The sequence below is a fragment of the Methanomassiliicoccales archaeon genome (assembly GCA_013415695.1).
Taxonomy (GTDB): domain Archaea; phylum Thermoplasmatota; class Thermoplasmata; order Methanomassiliicoccales; family JAAEEP01; genus JAAEEP01.
In genome coordinates this window covers 100,713-117,187 of sequence record JAAEEP010000011.1, presented here as the reverse complement: position 1 = coordinate 117,187, position 16,475 = coordinate 100,713, and the positions used below count along the sequence as shown (strand labels likewise).

Annotated in this window: 18 protein-coding genes and 1 tRNA gene; 10 read left to right on the top strand and 9 right to left on the bottom strand. The window is 50.0% G+C overall.

What is annotated here, in order from left to right; all coding sequences use genetic code 11:
• The 3 genes from GKC03_07005 to GKC03_06995 form a co-directional block, all read right to left on the bottom strand.
• Window positions 1-530 (bottom strand): hypothetical protein (locus GKC03_07005; GenBank protein ID NYT12279.1); only part of this gene is annotated, 530 nt, incomplete at its 3' end.
• Window positions 531-769: 239 nt separating this feature from the next.
• Window positions 770-1,927, bottom strand: coding sequence for a formate--phosphoribosylaminoimidazolecarboxamide ligase family protein (locus tag GKC03_07000; GenBank protein ID NYT12278.1), 1,158 nt, complete (start codon window positions 1,925-1,927; stop codon window positions 770-772).
• Between the two features lie 57 nt (window positions 1,928-1,984).
• Window positions 1,985-3,238, bottom strand: a complete 1,254-nt coding sequence (locus tag GKC03_06995) for an Mg/Co/Ni transporter MgtE (protein ID NYT12277.1) — start codon at window positions 3,236-3,238, stop codon at window positions 1,985-1,987.
• Window positions 3,239-3,660: 422 nt separating this feature from the next.
• Between GKC03_06995 and GKC03_06990 the strand changes: the two genes are divergently transcribed.
• Together GKC03_06990 and GKC03_06985 are read left to right on the top strand one after the other, a co-directional pair.
• Window positions 3,661-4,221, top strand: coding sequence for a potassium transporter TrkA (locus GKC03_06990; protein NYT12276.1), 561 nt, complete (start codon window positions 3,661-3,663; stop codon window positions 4,219-4,221).
• Window positions 4,221-4,802, top strand: coding sequence for a PhoU family transcriptional regulator (locus tag GKC03_06985; protein ID NYT12275.1), 582 nt, complete (start codon window positions 4,221-4,223; stop codon window positions 4,800-4,802). Before GKC03_06990 ends, GKC03_06985 begins: the two co-directional genes overlap by 1 nt.
• Before the next feature lie 45 nt (window positions 4,803-4,847).
• On the opposite strand, the gene GKC03_06980 is transcribed toward GKC03_06985, so the two are convergent.
• A tRNA-Gln gene (locus GKC03_06980) sits at window positions 4,848-4,920 on the bottom strand.
• Between the two features lie 89 nt (window positions 4,921-5,009).
• Window positions 5,010-5,645 (bottom strand): adenylate kinase, encoded by a 636-nt coding sequence (locus GKC03_06975; protein ID NYT12274.1) that lies wholly within the window; start codon window positions 5,643-5,645, stop codon window positions 5,010-5,012.
• Window positions 5,646-5,813: 168 nt separating this feature from the next.
• On the opposite strand from GKC03_06975, the gene GKC03_06970 reads away from it, so the two are divergent.
• The 5 genes from GKC03_06970 (at window position 5,814) to GKC03_06950 (ending at window position 10,347) form a co-directional block, all read left to right on the top strand.
• A complete protein-coding gene (locus GKC03_06970) occupies window positions 5,814-6,338 on the top strand; it encodes a flavin reductase family protein (protein ID NYT12273.1) in 525 nt (174 codons plus the stop codon).
• 371 nt (window positions 6,339-6,709) lie between these two features.
• The gene (locus GKC03_06965; protein ID NYT12272.1) at window positions 6,710-7,126 is read left to right on the top strand and encodes a hypothetical protein; all 417 of its coding nucleotides are present in this window, start codon (window positions 6,710-6,712) and stop codon (window positions 7,124-7,126) included.
• 521 nt (window positions 7,127-7,647) lie between these two features.
• Window positions 7,648-8,178 carry a GNAT family N-acetyltransferase gene (locus GKC03_06960; GenBank protein ID NYT12271.1) on the top strand — a complete coding sequence of 177 codons (531 nt, stop codon included), beginning with the start codon at window positions 7,648-7,650 and terminating at the stop codon, window positions 8,176-8,178.
• The gene (locus GKC03_06955; protein ID NYT12270.1) at window positions 8,179-8,715 is read left to right on the top strand and encodes a GNAT family N-acetyltransferase; all 537 of its coding nucleotides are present in this window, start codon (window positions 8,179-8,181) and stop codon (window positions 8,713-8,715) included.
• Between the two features lie 195 nt (window positions 8,716-8,910).
• Window positions 8,911-10,347, top strand: coding sequence for an FAD-binding protein (locus tag GKC03_06950; protein ID NYT12269.1), 1,437 nt, complete (start codon window positions 8,911-8,913; stop codon window positions 10,345-10,347).
• Here the strand turns inward: GKC03_06950 and GKC03_06945 are convergent, their stop codons facing one another.
• A complete protein-coding gene (locus GKC03_06945; protein ID NYT12268.1) occupies window positions 10,348-11,007 on the bottom strand; it encodes a site-2 protease family protein in 660 nt (219 codons plus the stop codon).
• 200 nt (window positions 11,008-11,207) lie between these two features.
• Between GKC03_06945 and GKC03_06940 the strand changes: the two genes are divergently transcribed.
• A complete protein-coding gene (locus GKC03_06940; protein ID NYT12267.1) occupies window positions 11,208-12,023 on the top strand; it encodes a DUF1638 domain-containing protein in 816 nt (271 codons plus the stop codon).
• 1 nt (window position 12,024) lies between these two features.
• On the opposite strand, the gene GKC03_06935 is transcribed toward GKC03_06940, so the two are convergent.
• The 3 genes from GKC03_06935 to GKC03_06925 all read right to left on the bottom strand — a co-directional run bounded on the left by GKC03_06935 (window position 12,025) and on the right by GKC03_06925 (window position 14,823).
• On the bottom strand, window positions 12,025-12,960 hold the full coding sequence (locus tag GKC03_06935; protein ID NYT12266.1) for an aldo/keto reductase: 936 nt from the start codon (window positions 12,958-12,960) through the stop codon (window positions 12,025-12,027).
• 125 nt (window positions 12,961-13,085) lie between these two features.
• Complete coding sequence (locus GKC03_06930; protein NYT12265.1) at window positions 13,086-13,835, bottom strand: ketoacid-CoA transferase; 750 nt, start codon at window positions 13,833-13,835, stop codon at window positions 13,086-13,088.
• Between the two features lie 22 nt (window positions 13,836-13,857).
• On the bottom strand, window positions 13,858-14,823 hold the full coding sequence (locus GKC03_06925; protein ID NYT12264.1) for a CoA transferase subunit A: 966 nt from the start codon (window positions 14,821-14,823) through the stop codon (window positions 13,858-13,860).
• 169 nt (window positions 14,824-14,992) lie between these two features.
• Here GKC03_06925 and GKC03_06920 point away from each other — a divergent pair, with 169 nt between their 5' ends.
• Complete coding sequence (locus GKC03_06920) at window positions 14,993-16,183, top strand: hypothetical protein (GenBank protein NYT12263.1); 1,191 nt, start codon at window positions 14,993-14,995, stop codon at window positions 16,181-16,183.
• A gap of 75 nt (window positions 16,184-16,258) precedes the next feature.
• Window positions 16,259-16,471 carry a hypothetical protein gene (locus GKC03_06915; GenBank protein NYT12262.1) on the top strand — a complete coding sequence of 71 codons (213 nt, stop codon included), beginning with the start codon at window positions 16,259-16,261 and terminating at the stop codon, window positions 16,469-16,471.
• The last annotated feature ends 4 nt before the right edge of the window (window positions 16,472-16,475 follow it).

Genomic DNA, 16,475 nt, shown 5'->3' with positions numbered 1-16,475 from the left:
CCAGGAGCACTGAGCACGATCTTGAAAGTCCCGCTGTATACATCGATCGTCTGGTTACCTATCCCGAAATCAGAGTAGATCAAATCTCCCCTGGTCGAGTCGTAGAGCTGCGTTGTCAGGCCTTCCACAAAGTCAGTGGTACCTGTCTCGTATACCTTCAAGCCAAGCGTGTACACCTTGTCAGGTATGTTCTCCATCTCAATGATACCCAGGTTCACATTGGACAGATTGTCGAAACGTATGACGTCCGGGTATTCAACTGAGAAGTAGCCATTCTTGACTAGGCTGAGCATGAAATATCCCGGTCCAGGGTTAAAGGATGCCAAGCCGCTGGAATCAGTGAACTCGTAATCGATTGAACCCGTATGCACCTCTTGCAACACTGTCTGGACATTGACAATGGGATCTGTATCCGTGTCTGTAACATTGAAAGATATCGAGTACGTGCTGCTAGCACCCTTGACAGTTGTCCCTGGAATCATCACGAAACAGGACAACAGCAGGGTGAAAACTAACACGGCTGTTGCCAATTTGCACCCATTCATATTTCGCATTTGTTCCCTCCCTCATGGTAAAAGGCACCACTAAGTGCTCCCTGAGACTCGGGTATTGTGCCGAATAGGTTTGTCATAGATAAAGATTGTTGTGTTCAGTTACCCACTGGCCATTACAGATCAGGTTATGTCTGATTTCCCTTGAATGGAATCAAGGAATGATTGACCGACTGGCCGTCTGGATATGCCCTTAAATGGACCATAATGCCCAATGATCAGGTGACAATTTCCCCAAGTCTCTCTTGTTCGATGGCACGCTTGATCTCTAAGGCGAGTCTTCTCCCAGTGGACATGTTCTGCCTCCAGAGTGCGTTGCCATATGGATGGCCCACCGATAGGTGCACATTGGTGCCCCCCCCAACTCTTGGTGCGACGTCATATATGTAGAACTTGAGGTCCTTGTCCACGCATGTCTGCAAACAAAACGGACCTATGATTCCTGGATCGTAGTATTCCTTTGATGTCGCCACATATTTCTCCGCCAGCTCGAATGCCTTTTCCAGAAGAGATTCTCTCAGCGTTGCCGAGTTGTGTCCGCAAACGGTGTATTCGGGGATCCTCTGATCAGGGCTGAGGTCAAGCTGTTGTTCTGCAGGAAGTCTGACGAATCCATCCAGTGAGGACTCGAAGCGCCAATCGATGCCGAGCAGTTCGACCCTCTCACCCCTCTCTTCCAGGGGGGAATAGAAGAAATCGAGGTTGAAAACCGGTCCGATTATATATTCCTCCATTCTCGCCTCTTTCAGGCTCTCTTCATCGATGACACCTTGTCTGAGAAGCTCCTTGGATTTCACCTCATACTCCTCAAGTGTGGAGGCGGTGAAGAAGCCTCTCTCCAACTTCTTCTGCTTGTGGTGAAGCTTCACGATGGTCAAAGTGTCTATGTCCTCGGGAGCATTCACCTTCTTGGGGTATGGAAGCCCAGCTTTCTCAAGTATCCAGTAGTAATCCTCGTCATCTCCTCGTTCCTCGCTTCTGAGCATATTCCTGCTACCAACCATGGGAACTGTGAAATCATTCTCCACGGCATCGATGCCACAGTACGATACGAAGGAACGATTGGGAACGAACAGGATGTTATCCTTCATCATGGAGTCCATGAACGAGGGTTCGAGCATTTCCTTGAACTTGCCGAGAACAACACCCTCATCGACAAGGCCCCTGGTCACCTTTCCATCTGGGGACCTATGGGCTTTGAAGTAGTCAATGTACGTCCTTTCTCGACCTTTCTGACATATCACGAAGGTCCTGAACCCCTCGTCTATAGAACCATCGCATACATCAAGCGCTGAGTGCGATCCGACAACCCCGATCTTAATCTTGCTGGTGTCGTACCGCTCCAAGTTTGATAACACGGCCTCCCTGGAAATCATGGCCTCCCCTCGGACGAATGGAGAATGGGCTAGGGAATATAAGACTATTGCAACTCACTAGCTGAGACCGAGGACCACTAGGAAAGCCATCAGGAAGATGGAGCCCACTAGGTCAATGGTGGATGAGGTTAGAGGGATGCTGAGATTATCTGGATTAAGTGAGAAACGGAATGTGGAAACCGCAACGTAGTACGAGAGAATGTTGAGTACCGTGACAGTACATATCCCGGCGGTAAGGGAGAGCAATACCATCTCAACCAGTCCGGGTGAGGCGAAACCCACCGCAAGGGACACGATGTGGGTGAACACGCCAACTATCACGAAGACCCACAAAGAGAATATGTATAGTATGGCAAAGTTCTCAAGGGCAATCTTGCTTGGAGCTTTCTTAGGCTCCATCAAACCCATGTGCAGTAGGGACGACATCCTTGAGGTGAGTATACCGCCAAGGGCGTTTGCCTCCTCCAGGAATGGCGGGACTAGCACCAGCAACGCAGGAAGCGCCACTAGACTCGTCAGCTGATTGTCTATGGCCAAACCGGCACCCAGATCCAGAAGGATGCAGAAAATCAGGACAGGGGAACTCTCCTTCAACACGGTCCTTACCTCCCGGTCCCTTGACCTTAGGGCATAGATCGCCAATAGCACTGTTATAGCCAGCATTGCCAATACAGCCATATCCACTATCGTGGAAAGCCCGATATCCCCCAAATTGAGCACAATGATGGCGGCGATGAAGAGCATTGGCAGGGTTACTATGTCTCCCGCAGCTGTTATTATTGGGGCGGATATGTTATCGATGTCCCATTCCCGCTTGTATCCGACATAGGCCACTAGTAGATTTATGAACACCAGAACCAGTCCAGCCAACACTCCACCGATGACTGATATGAATACAAATGAGGCTAGGCTTGCGCTATCCGCCCCCACTGCGTCTGAGACAAGCTTGGCTAGGATACCCATTATGAATGACATGAACATAGTCAAGAGCAGAGAGCTCTGAAGGTTCTGCCTCAGCACGCTACCCTTCTTTAGCGACAGCTCGAATGTACCGATATGTAGCGCGGTTCCCAGTCTGCTGCCCACCGCACCGAAGATGTTCCCCCTCATTCCTATTGCCGCGGGGATGAGCACGATCAGGCCCGGTAGAAGTTCTAGGGTGCCGGTCATGTATCCGAGCGTGATACCAGCTAGAAGATCGGCAAGTGAGGATATGGTGAGAGCTGCCAGGCCGAGTCTGAAGACGCTCTTGTTCCTTGAGACGAACTCCCTAACCCGCCTCCTGGCAGCCATCCTTCCACACTCCGTCATGCGGAGAAGGGTTCCCACATATTAGTAGATTGACTGACCCTTCCTGGTGGATATTATTGGTAAAATCAATAAAATCTTTGACCATATCACTCTGTATCATTAGGTTCAATTGTGCTTCTGGAGGGGCACATAGGCAACTGATATATATGCAGGATGAGGATAAAGAGGGTGCCCGTAAGGCTGGCGACCAGGGTTATCGCTTGATGTGGTGGATATCGAATTGAACAGCGATTCTGACGACCCAGGCAATAGAGGTTCTTTCCAATCAGATGGATTATTGTATCCCATGACTAGCACTGATGAGATGATGCCTGCGTCTTTTTCTTACTTTGGAGGAAGGAGATTTGACCGATTCTGGTAGGGAGTACGAATTCGAGAAGATTGAGAACGTTCCTAAGACTGTCCGCGAGCTGTTGACCGAGATGAAGGACATATCGGAGGTAATTGTCGATCTTGCTTATGCCGCTCTCATGTTCGACAGCAAGGAGATTGGCGAGGAGGTCAAGCATCTGGAGAGCACCATGGACACCCTCAATTACGAGATCAGAATCAAGGCGATGCTCGCTTCAAGGACTCCAGATGATGCGATCCAGCTCTCAGGGCTTTTGCAAGTGGCGAGTGCTGCAGAGGCGATCTCCAATGCCGCGGGCGACGTGGTCGATCTACTCAGCACTGAGATAGAGAAGAGGCCATTTCTTACCTTCATTCTTCGAGATGCTGAGGAGAAAATCAGAATGTTGATCCTCTCGGATAGGTCCGACATGGTCTCCAGGACCATCGAGGATCTGAGTGTGGAGTCGGAGACGGGAATGAGGATCATTGCCATCAAGAGAGGAAAGCGCTGGATCTATGACCCCGAGGACGAGACCAAGCTGAAGGGAGGAGATCTCCTGATAGTGAGGGGGACAGAAGATGGTTTCGAGACCCTGAGGCGATACACCAGTGCCAAAGAGAAATGGCCCGCTGAAGAGGAGGGCAGTTGATGGATGAGATCGAGAAGATGCTGCTGGAGGTCAAAGACACCTCCGAACTGATGATCGACCTCGCGTATTCATCACTGTTGTACAACAACCACGAAATTGCTGAAGAGGTCCTCTTCATGGAAGAGATGGTGGACGAGATGGTCCGCAACATACAAGAGAGGGCCATCGGTCGAGTCCTGGAAGATAGGAACGCATCAAAGGCGATGGTGGTAATCTCTCTCGCGAACAGTCTTGAAGCGATTTCCGACGCTGCAATGCAGATAGCGGATGTGGTGTTGAGGGATGTCACCCCCCACCCTGTTTTCCAGATGAGCGTGAGGGACTCTGATTCGATAATATCGACAGCCATAGTGGGCGAGGAGTCAGACCTTGCCAACAAGAGCATCGGAGCGGTGAAGCTCTCGTCCAATTGCGGTATGAGGGCCATTGCCATCAAGCGGGGTAATAGGTTCATATTCGGCCCCGACAAGTTCACGGTAATGGAACCTGGTGATATCCTGATTGTTCGCGGTCCCGAAGATGGAGAGGAATATTTCCGGGACCTGGCATCCGGAAAAGAAAGAATAGAGGATCTAGCCTGATCCTTACACCTATCTCGTTTTCCCAACGAGGGGGCAGAATGGAAGTAGCCCCGGGCAGATTCGAACTGCCGTCGCAGGATCCAGAGTCCCACATGATTGACCGCTACACTACGGGGCTGTCAGGTCTCGGTAAAATGTTCACTCTTCTTAATAGTTTACGCTCTACTCTTCCCACTTCCGAGCGTCATTGCAGAGGGTGCTGGAGATTTACATCATGGGCTCAAGGGCTTTCATGATCGAGTAGAACACCTCGCCGATGTCCTTGCCACCATCGATATTGAGAAGATTCCCCTTCGATTGATAGTACTCAACAAGGGGCAGGGTGCTCTTTCTGTAGGTCCTGAGCCTCTCCTTAACAGTCACCTCGGTATCGTCACTCCTTTGATAGAGTTCACCTCCACACCTGTCGCACTTTCCATCTTCCTTTGGAGGGTTGAACAGTAGGTGATAAACTCCGCCACAGTCCTTGCAAGACCTTCTCTTCGTAAGCCTTTCAACCAGAATATCTTCGTCCACCTCGAGGTTGATGACGGTATCAATCTCGGATATCTCCTCGAGCTTCTTGGCCTGCTCGATGGTCCGGGGGAATCCATCAAGCAGAAATCCGCCTTCCAGTGAGGAAATCTTCTCCCGAACCAGGGCTATCACCAAATCATCTGGGACAAGTTTACCGGCGTTCATGAACTCTTTTGCCTTCTTTCCCAACTCCGATTGGGCCTTCACCGCTTCCCGGAGAAGGTCGCCAGTTGAGATATGAGCGACCTTCAGCTCCTCCATAAGGCGCTTAGCCTGGGTACCTTTCCCTGAACCAGGCGGACCCAGGAGTACTATCCTAAGGTACATGGGTGTAGGAATATGATCGTCATTTATACCCTTTTTCACCAATGATTCAAAGGCAATGTTCTTCCATTGGCAGCCAGGGAAAACGATATCAGCCCCTAGCTATCATAATTACATACAGGAGGGGCGTCTTTGAAGATTAAGATAGGACCCAAGAATTGTCTATATCCCATGCCTACCACGGTAGTGGGGACCAAGGTCGATGGTAAACCGAACTACATAACCATCGCTCACGTGGGAATTCTAGACTTCGAGACGGTATCGCTTGGATCTGCCAAGAGTCATTACTCCAACAAGGGCATCAAGGACAACTGCACCTTCAGTATTAACATCCCTTCCGCCGAGCAGGTTGAAAAGACCGATTATGTGGGAATAGTGTCAGGGAAGAAAGTGGACAAATCCTCCATATTTCGTGCCTTCTACGGCAAATTGAGGACCGCGCCAATGATCGAGGAGTTCCCGATCAACATGGAATGTGAGTTGATCCAAACGCTGGATCTTCCGAAGCATGATATCTTCATTGGGAGAATAGTTGAAACCTACTGTGATGATAGCGTGATGACTGAGGGAACACTGGATTTCGAGAAGCTTGACCCAATACTATACACCCATTTCGACCGGGGGTACTGGAGACTGGGTGACAAGCTGGCAAATGCCTGGAACGTAGGTAAAAGATTAGAGGAGAAGCGATCGTGAAGGGTCGACCCTGATCGAATGAGAAGATTTGTGGCTCAATAATTGAGGGTTTGCTGATGGGAGCCCGAAAGGAGGAGAACTACCTGGGGGGACAGAAAAGGTAAAGTGGCTCGCGGGCCCCCATCTTTGCTCCGGAATGTGGTTATTATATTTAAAACAAACCCTTTTTTCGTTCCGAATACCTACGATTCTTAGCACTTTTTTTCGTTAAATAGAGCATTTTGCTAGTTTTTTGGGATATAATCAGCTAATTTGATAGCCAAACCAGTTACTTAGTGAATCGGGCAATCTCAGTTCTGACGGTTCCGGGTCGCGTAGCATTATTCCATCATAAAGACGATCTTTTACTCCAGCGGGAAGGGGGAAGTGCCATGCATTCATCTTGCTTCACATTCCAGGATGATAAAGGTATCGAAATCTTTGTCTACAGATGGTTGCCCGATGAATGGCGATCACCGAAGGCCAATGTTCAGATCTCGCATGGCACTGGAGAACACGCAGCAATGTGTTCGAGATTCGCAGGATTCACGTCAGAGAATGGATATTTCGTCCACGCGAATGACTATAGGGGTCATGGCAGGACATTAAGGGAGCTCTGCAACTCGGGTCTCCTTGGTCCAGGGGGTTGGAATGCGGCGGCGAAAGACCTTAGTAACCTATCTATCATCGTCGAGGGAGAACCCTGCTCCCCCTTTCCCCTTAGATCACAGTTGGGGATCATTCCTTGTCCAGGATTATATCCACAGATGTCATCGGACCATTCAGGTGGTAATAATATCTGGCACTAATGGGAAGGAATCATTGCTGAGTGTGGTTCTCTTCATAGCTACCAGATCTTTTGAGAGACATTCCAGGAGTACCAGCCCATAGGCCATGTAAAACCCGTATTACCAAATGGAATGAGCAGTTCCGGCCGAATTGGACCTAGTTCGATTGGTAAACCAGGGATGAGCATGAGGTGGATAAATGCTTTCAAGACCTAGGTGTGGATGGACTATCCCCAATGAGTTCTACTTCGAACTTGTCAAGTGGTTCAGGCACATATGGGTTGATGCGGATGATGGAGATATTCCATAGGATCTTCGGTTGTTCATATCCTCCGGCTCTTAAGATACCGTGGGTAATAGTACCAAATGGGTAAACGCTCTATCGAAACACTATAAGACACGTGGTATCATGGATCCTGAGTATGAATTCTTCAATGGGGGAAAGCACGAGATGCTGAACGAGGTCAACCGCGATGAGGTACATCGCGATGTTCTTATCTGGCTTGAGTCCCATCTCCCTCAGATGAGGTGAGATTCTGATAATGGGAGAGAGGTTGGGTCTGCGCCCCCTTCAATCGGAGGACGCTCAATTCCTTTTCAAATGGCACAATGATTCGAGGGTGTTGAGACGATTCAGATGCCCTCAGGCCAAATTCTGCATATCGATGGAGGACGAGCGCACGAACGTCATTGAGATGATCGGGCAAAAGGACGCGCAGCACTTCATCGTAGTGGAACTCAAGGGCAACGAGCCCGTCGGACTGGTTGGTCTTTCTAGCATTGACCGAAGAAACGCCTCTAGCGAGATCCAGGTGGTCATGGGAGAGGTGGATCGATGGGGCAATGGATATTGCACGGATGCGTTGAACCTGTTGGTAAAATACGCCTTCAGGGTGCTTAATCTTCACAGGATATATGCGAAGGTACCGGAGCTATGTGAAGAGCTTCTCAGATGCTTCGATGAATGCGGTTTCAACATGGAGGGAAGGCTCCGACACGATCATTTCTCCATGGGAGAATGGAGAGACACTCTGATCATGGCCATACTGGTCCACGAATTCGGAGGTGATTGAATGCTTCAAGGCGAGAAGGTTAGGCTTCGCGCACCGGAACGCATTGACATCCCCGCTTTCCTGAGATGGATAAACGACCAGGAGGTGACCGAATTCCTAGACATCGAACCACCAATGGGAATGGAACAGGAGGAAGCCTGGTTCGAATCACTGCGTAACTCGGATATAGAGGTCTTTTCCATCGAAACCAAGGAAGGCGAGCTCATAGGGAACATAGGGTTGATGAAGTTCGATTGGGTATCCAGAAAGGTCACGATGGGGATAGTCATCGGCGAGAAAGTCCATTGGGGAAGCGGATACGGTTCTGACGCCATCATGACCCTTCTGAGCTATCTGTTCGAGGAGTTGAATATTAATCGCGTCCACCTTGAGGTAGACACCGCGAATCAGAGGGCCGTACACTGCTACGAGAAATGCGGCTTCGTCAAAGAGGGAATCCTCAGGCAGGTAAGGTGGAAACGGGGAAGATTCAAGGATAACTACATAATGTCCATTCTTAGGGAGGAATGGGAGTCCAAACATTCGAATCGGCGTTAATCGTGGACCAATTATTAATTCAGTGCGAATAACATTCTTCCATTTTGGTTATTCACAATTATTATTTGGTACTATTCACATTTCAGAAATGCCCTCCGAATAGCGTCAAATTCTTCCAAGGAAGTTCATCATTTTCGTTGGGTCAATCCATAAGTTTTTTAAACCGCATCCGACAATCGGTGGCTGGTGTGAAAAATGGAAGCTGAGGTGCTAGACCATATTGCCGCTATCGTAGGCAAGGAGAACATGTCGACCAGGATAGCTGATCTTTATACCTACGGATTTGACGCATCAATCCATCACAATTCACCTGACCTAGTGGTGAGGCCCTCCTCCGCGGAGGAGATCTCTGAGATAGTGAAGATCGCTAATGAAAAGGAGATACCCGTCATGCCCCGAGGGGCAGGGACTGGCCTTTGCGGTTCGGCCGTTCCATTAAAGGGTGGAATTCTTCTGGATATGGCCCGGATGAACAATATCAAGGATATCCGTGTGGAAGATCTCAATTGCGCCGTGGAGGCGGGTGTGGTCTATGATCAGCTCAACAAGGCCCTCGCTACTAGGGGTTTCTTCTTCCCCCCCACCCCCGGTAGTGGAGAGGTGTGCACCATCGGTGGAATGATAGCCGCCAATGCCAGCGGGATGAGGGCTATCAAATACGGGGCAACCAGAGATTATGTCCTTGGCCTCAGGGTAGTTCTCGCGAACGGAGACATCATAGATGTGGGAACCAACACTCTCAAGAATTCTTCCGGTTACCAGCTGGAACGACTCTTTGTTGGGAGTGAGGGCACCCTGGGAATAATCACAGATGTTGTCCTCAGAATCTCTCCCAAGCCCAAGAAATCCGCCATGGCGGTGGCCGCCTTCGATGATGTCAGGAAGGCAGGAGAGTGCGTGTCGGCGATCATTGCACATCCCCTGATCCCCTCAGCCATCGAGCTCATGGACAGCATCTGCATAAACGCGGTCAACAAGACCATGAATGTAGGATTTCCAGATTGTGAGGCGCTCTGCCTGGTTGAGGTGGATGGTGACCCCCTAGTGGTTGAGAAGGAGGTCAAGCAGGTCCACGAAATCTGTCAGAAGGTAGGTGCGATCAGCGTGGAGTTCTCTTCAGACCCCAAGCAGATGGCATCATGGACCGCGGGTAGGAAAGCTGTCCTCCCTGCATTGAGCAGGCTGGGCGAGGGGTCGGTCTCTGTTTCCCTGGCTGATGATATGGGGGTGCCAATATCCAAGATACCGGATGCGGTGGTTGCCTTCCAGGAGATAGCTAAGCGCAACGGTGTCCTCGTGGGAACTTACGGTCACGCGGCCGATGGGAACCTGCACACCAAAATGCTTCTTGATGCCGAGGATCCAGAGGCCTGGAGGAATGGCGAGAAGGCCGTGGGAGAGATCTTTGACAAGTGCATAGAGCTCGGTGGAACGGTCACTGGAGAGCATGGGGTAGGCATCTCTAAGGCCCCTTGGATGCAGAAGGAGCGTGCAAGTGCCCTGAATACGATGAAGGCCATTAAGCAGGCTCTCGATCCCAAAAACATACTCAACCCCGGCAAGCTCCAGCAGTGGGAAGGTAGCATCATAACCAAGCTTAGGTACCCCTGCCCTGAATATCGGGATAAGTAATCAGATGGGATAGCCCAAGATAAAGGGAATGGCCACGAATACGATCGAAGTGACGAGGGCACACACATAGATGATCGGGTTCCATCTGAATATCTTGGACCCATCCAATGGCGGTATTGGCAGCATGTTGAAGAATGCCAAGAAGATATTGATGTAGCCCATTAGAAAGATGAAGATTCCTAGGATCCCTCCGATATCGAATAGGAACGCGGCCGCCATGAAGGGAACGCCAAGAATCAGGTTGACGGCTGGTCCGGCAAAGCTGATGATTCCGTTCTGCCTGCTGTCCTTTACCCCCTGAATGTAGACCGCTCCCGGTGCGGCGAAGATCAGGCCCATGAATGAGAATACGAACGCCATAATCAGACCGAGTGGAAACATCCTGAATTCGGCCCACGAGCCCTGTCTTTGGGCTATCAACTTGTGAGCCATTTCATGGGTCAAGAAAGCTGCGGTGACCACTACGAAAGAGATAAGAAGGGCGTACAGGTAGATCGTCACAATATCTCCTTGGATCTTGTCGTCCACCAGTGGTGCCAAGACATTTGTGAAAGCTATGGTGAGGACTGCCAACGCTATTGCGATGTGCCGTATCTCCGTCTTTCCGAATCTTATCTTCCCTTGAGGGACGGGGTTGTAAATGTAGTGGTCCTCGTACATCGGATGCCCCCTTCCACCTTAACTTTCGTATAAAAGCTTTGACCTAGTACTTCCGCTCAATATCGATGAAAACACCTCTCAGTCATTGGATCTCCAACCACCTGTTCAAGTTGCGAAGCAAAGTTTTTCACTAGATCATGTTGTACGTGTTCTAATCGGAGCCTCACCAAAATGTGAGATTCCCTCGGAGATTGAGGATTATGACCTACAAGGGAACTTTGGGCTTGATTGGATGCCCGATTCTAGAGGACGAGATGGCGTATGTACTCACCAAGGACAATGATATCTCCAGCATCTGTTTCGTCGATACCGAGGACTGCAAGAACCTTGTGAAGAAGGTGAAGAGGCTGAACCCAAAAAAGAGCTTGTGCTTTTTGGAAGAGGAAGATATTGATACATACACTTCCGAAAACGGGGGATTCTCAGTCCTTGTATGGATCAAACCATCAGCCCTTCATGAGGACCCTGATAACCTGAGGGATAAGGTCGTCGATACGATGGCCAAGATCGACAACAAATGTGATTCCATACTCCTGTTCTATGGCCTTTGTGGCAATGCCTTCAAGAATATCGACAAGATCTCCGATAGATTCACGAGTCCGGTCACTATCATGAAGGATCTGAAAGGGCAGATTGTTGACGACTGCATAGCCGTTCCCCTGGGGGGGACAGAGGGGTACCTATCGCTGCTCAAGAAGTACCCAGGGGTATTCTACATGACCCCAGCTTGGGCCGAAAATTGGAAGGAACTGATCAGGAAGGCAGAGATGTTCCGCGGGATGGGCGAGGCAAGTTGGGACGATCTCAAATTCATTTTCGAGATGGCCAACTACACCAAGGTGCTCAAGATCCGAACTGGCCTAGGGGATAATCAGATGCAAGATGAGAAGACCAAGGAGTTCGCTGAGATATTCAACTTCGAGGAGTACATCCTGGAGGATGGTTGGTGCTCTCTGGATGTCACGGAGGAATCATACGACAAAGCCAAGGGTTTCTTGTCAGGGGATGAGCCCTGAATCATAGATAGTCCCTGGTCATCTCCTCCAGTTGATCCATTTCGTTTCTGGATAGTACGACTTTCAACGCCCCTATGTTCTCCTGGGCATGCGTGGGTTTCGATGCCCCGGGAATCGCGACCACAGTATCTCCATGGTAGTTGATCAACCAGCTCAGTGCGACCTGCGAGCTGGTGGCCTCGTGCTCTTCCGCAATTTCCTGTATGGCGTCGATGATGGGTCGACTCTTTTCCATCTTACCCTTTCCGAATGAGAACATCCTCTTGCGGATGAAGCCCACTCTGTCGAGAAGAGCTGGGTTCCGGTGGAACTTACCCGTAAGAATGCCTTGCTCAAGAGGGGAGTACGCTATTATCGTGATACCCAGCTCCTTAGCCGATTCCATAATCCCGTTGTTCTCAATTTTCCGTTGGATGAGGTTGTAGTGCACCTGATTCGAGAGCAGTTTCAGACCTCTGGATTCCAGGGCTTCATGGGCCTTGATCATCTGACCGTTTGAGAAATTACTGACGCCTACCCCCTTTATCTTGCCCTTGCCCACAAGATCTGTCATCGCATCCATCTGAGCCTTGATGCTCGATATGGAAAAGGGCTGATGCACTTGATAGAGGTCGATGGGAAATCCCTCCAAGAAGCGCATTCGATCCCCGATGGTCTTTCTAATGTTGGCAGCGGTCTTGAGCAACGGCCACCATTTCGTGGCGATGACCACATCACCAGGCTCCCTTCCGTTCTCCCTAAGAGACCTCACCAGGTTCTTTTCCGAGTTCCCGTTACCATAGACCTGGGCGGTATCGAACCAATTGATGCCGCCCTCCAGGCTGGTGTTAACAATTCGGACCATGCTCTCGAAAGGGATTTCTGGCCAGTATCCTCCAGCGAGACCTCCCCCCTTGTTGGCGAATTGCCATACTCCCAGTCCCAAAGGGCTGATCATTATATTCGATGAACCAAGCCTTCTTGTGTTGGATTCTGACTCCAAATCTATGCTCCCCCTCAAGTATGAAATCAGAATGTAACGTAGTTATACGTGGCGGGTAGAATTCATAGGAATTGAAGCGATCACTCTTTCTTGAGAAAGATGCCTTCAGGATCAACCCTGTCCCTCAGAATGAGGAGCTCCTCTTCTGTGGGCGCAGGGGCCTCTCCAGCTCGGGAGACGTCGATATCAAACCCTGTATTCTCCTTCACCATCTCTCGCGTCACACCCGGATGACAGGCTGAAAGATACATCCTCTTGGTCTGATCATCAAACCTCATGACTCCAAGATCCGTGATCACGACCTCTGGGCCCCCGCCCTGAATTCCAGCAGATTCCCGACCGCCCGGTCCATCTATCCACCCTGGACTGGTAAGGTAATCGCAACGCTCAGGAAAACGCCTCCTCTCATGCCTCGCGATGACTATGGTCCTCTTTGAAAGACAAGCTATATCACAGGCCCCGCCACTTCCTGGGAGTCTCACCTTGGGCTTCTGGTAATCGCCCAAGCATGTTGAGTTAATGTTGCCATAGACATCCACCTGTGCTCCCGAGAGGAAGCCCACATCGATATAGCCCCTCTGCAGCACGGTGGAGAACACGTCAAATAGGCCTGTCAGGGTCGACGCCTTCCTAGCGGCCCGGGAGTCTCCAACGGACATGGGGAGTTGTGATAGCCTGCAGTCTATTGCCCCAGCCTCGAAGACTATCACACAATCTGGGGCGTGGGTTAGTTGTGCCAGCATTGCTGCCAGCATCGGAAGTCCGGTTCCCACGAAGGCAATTTCCTTGTCATGAATCTCCCTGGCGGCGATCACGGTCATGAGCTCCATCAGTGAGTATCTATCTTCCAAGCTAGCACCTCTTGAGTTCCGGCGAGTACCCCAAATGGCTATCTGCCCTGAGCCGCTCTAAGCGTTCCTTGCCAACCTTCTCCAGGTATTCGTCCCACGATCCTACCCCAAGAATATACTCATCCAGGAATTCCCGGAATCCATCGTCCGTCCTTGCCATGGAATGGTACATACGAAGGAACTCGGGATCATAATCATAGCATCGGTGGCATGCGTACGGATGTGAGCCAAAAGGTACCTCGACTATCGCGTCCACGCAGAAGTGCGGTATGCTGTTGTGCTCTGGAAATTCCCTGAGGGCTCCGTGTTCATACACCCGCTCGCAGGTGACTATGAGTTTCTTGGCGCATTTGGCCTGCTCCCTGTCGCCGTAGTTCTGCCCATAGATTCGGATCGTTCCTTCGCGATCCACAACCTGTGCGTGGATGATGGTGAAGTCAGTTTGAATTGCGGGCAGCAGAACCACCTTTTCGTCGGTGAACGGGCACTCCATGACCGCGTACTTGCTGCGAGCTATTTTGGAATCTTCCTTTCTTATCACAGGATCGAAGCCCTCTTCCTTCAGAAGGTCCGATCCCAGCATCGTCCTGGTGGGCATGAAGGGTACGCCCATGGCACCTGCAGCGAACCGCTGGATCATGGCGAAGTTGGTGTAATCCTCCCATTCCACCAATCCTCGCTCGATCGCGTTCCTGAAACGGGGACCAATTGTGGCAAAAGCCTCGTCAGCCTCATAGGCCATCTCCACCCTTCTGACGCAACCCGCGCCGATAAGAAGATCCCAGTCACCTCCGGGGGAGGTGCCGTAGAGGTGAAGATCGCTCTTGCCTTGACGGATCATCTCATGTATGAACGCCATTGGGTGCCTTTGAGTGGTGAATCCTCCTATAGATATGTGGGCTTCATCAGGAACCATCGAGACCGCTTCTTCAATGGTCATCACCTTGTCCACAGTATCGGTTCTCAATAGGACACCTCAACCCGGATACGTCCTCATTATATAAATGGAGGGTCAGAAAAAGGTCGATTTATTTGGGGTTTTTATAATTCTTGAATATTTTCACGCTCAACTAACTAATCGACGAGGAGTAATAGATATCTTATGTCAAAGGAATATATGAAGGGGTGAAGGTCCAGTGACATTTGGCAAGAACGATTCAATCGTGATTTTGATACTGATCGCCTGCGTTTGCGCTATCATCCCATTCATATTTATTTTACCCGGTGACATTGTCTACTTCACATACGCCCTACCTGCAGCCGCTTTCCTGATAATAATCCTGCTACTGGACATCAAAGTCATGAGGTTCCAGGCTCATCCACGATGGGCAATAGATCATGTCTTGCGAGCCGTCGATCCCAATATCTACAAGATCACCCACGAGGGCAGAGATATCAAATTCAAGGTCAACTCAGTTGTTTCACTGAAGTTCCGAGCTGTTTACAGCCGAGGGGCAACTGAACTCATATTCAAACCAGATGTAACCGATGAGGGATTGATCGCCATCATCGCACTCTATATCTTAACATTATCTAGCTTCCTCATTTTTCCACTGGCGATCTTCGTTTACTGGAAATCCAGCAGGTTCTTGAGAGATGTCATCGAACCGGGTATGGTTCAACCACAAACGAAGGAGGTTTCAGAGGAGAAAGACTTACATTCCTTGATCGTCGACACTCTACATGATGGATACGAGCTGACGGATAAGGCGTTCAAGCTCCAAAGATCGTCCTATCAGGACATCATACTGCTGGGCGTAGCAACTTGGTTCATCGCAAGCGGTATTTTGATTCTCTTGGAATATAGTAAGATGGATATCCCCATTGTTCTGGCCTCATCTTTCCTGTACACCGCCATTCTCGTCATCCCTTTCATCCTCTACTCGGTCATCAAGCTCAGGCCTATGATGATCGAGTATGTCTCATGGAGAGACCGTCTCTGGAACTTATGGCAGATGGAACTAAATGGTCAGGTCGATCCGGAGACAAGCATAATCGATACCCTGCTCGAACTTAAATCGAAGATACCAAAGTGGATAGAGTCTCTGTGGCCAAGATATGACATTCGGGGATTGATAACATGGCTCTCGATGTTCACCCTCATCTACATTGCCTTCATGATACTTTTTTCAATGGACTGGGGCGCCAACATACAGGACGTCCTTGGATGGATTCCTTTCATCATGGCCATATTGATGGTAGTAGTGGCCTCACTTCTTCTCATTTGGTGGATGTTGAACGAGGTAGCGGAGAAGGAGAATGCCCTTATTGAGTTGAACGAACACACGGCACGTCTCGAGCGTGAGATGGATACCTTCTTTGATTGAGGGAGACGCATGGATAGGCCTGATTTGTATGTGGTATCCCGTCTTCTCGAAAGGCTATGGAGGGAGGATAGACCAATGATAAGGACCAGATTGCAGGTGGCAGCAGGTCTCAACTACGACGTCTTCCTGAAGTACCTAGAGTGGATGATCTCAAAGGATCTGGTCCTAATGGTCTCGGGGGAGGATGGTCATGAGAGAGTCCTGCTCACGCAGAAAGGCATTGATTCATATACGAAATTGGTGCGTTGGATAAACGATTTTGTCCGAGAGGTTGAGATCCCTCGATAAATAG

Coding starts and splice junctions, on each gene's coding strand:
- GKC03_06940 (NYT12267.1), top strand. CDS start 11,208: ATGACCTACAAGGGAACTTTGGGCTTGATTGGATGCCCGATTCTAGAG.
- GKC03_06985 (NYT12275.1), top strand. CDS start 4,221: ATGGATGAGATCGAGAAGATGCTGCTGGAGGTCAAAGACACCTCCGAA.
- GKC03_06960 (NYT12271.1), top strand. CDS start 7,648: ATGGGAGAGAGGTTGGGTCTGCGCCCCCTTCAATCGGAGGACGCTCAA.
- GKC03_06955 (NYT12270.1), top strand. CDS start 8,179: ATGCTTCAAGGCGAGAAGGTTAGGCTTCGCGCACCGGAACGCATTGAC.
- GKC03_06950 (NYT12269.1), top strand. CDS start 8,911: ATGGAAGCTGAGGTGCTAGACCATATTGCCGCTATCGTAGGCAAGGAG.
- GKC03_06965 (NYT12272.1), top strand. CDS start 6,710: ATGCATTCATCTTGCTTCACATTCCAGGATGATAAAGGTATCGAAATC.
- GKC03_06930 (NYT12265.1), bottom strand. CDS start 13,835: ATGGAGCTCATGACCGTGATCGCCGCCAGGGAGATTCATGACAAGGAA.
- GKC03_06945 (NYT12268.1), bottom strand. CDS start 11,007: ATGTACGAGGACCACTACATTTACAACCCCGTCCCTCAAGGGAAGATA.
- GKC03_06970 (NYT12273.1), top strand. CDS start 5,814: ATGCCTACCACGGTAGTGGGGACCAAGGTCGATGGTAAACCGAACTAC.
- GKC03_06975 (NYT12274.1), bottom strand. CDS start 5,645: ATGTACCTTAGGATAGTACTCCTGGGTCCGCCTGGTTCAGGGAAAGGT.
- GKC03_06935 (NYT12266.1), bottom strand. CDS start 12,960: ATGATCAGCCCTTTGGGACTGGGAGTATGGCAATTCGCCAACAAGGGG.
- GKC03_06990 (NYT12276.1), top strand. CDS start 3,661: ATGAAGGACATATCGGAGGTAATTGTCGATCTTGCTTATGCCGCTCTC.
- GKC03_06915 (NYT12262.1), top strand. CDS start 16,259: ATGATAAGGACCAGATTGCAGGTGGCAGCAGGTCTCAACTACGACGTC.
- GKC03_06995 (NYT12277.1), bottom strand. CDS start 3,238: ATGACGGAGTGTGGAAGGATGGCTGCCAGGAGGCGGGTTAGGGAGTTC.
- GKC03_07000 (NYT12278.1), bottom strand. CDS start 1,927: ATGATTTCCAGGGAGGCCGTGTTATCAAACTTGGAGCGGTACGACACC.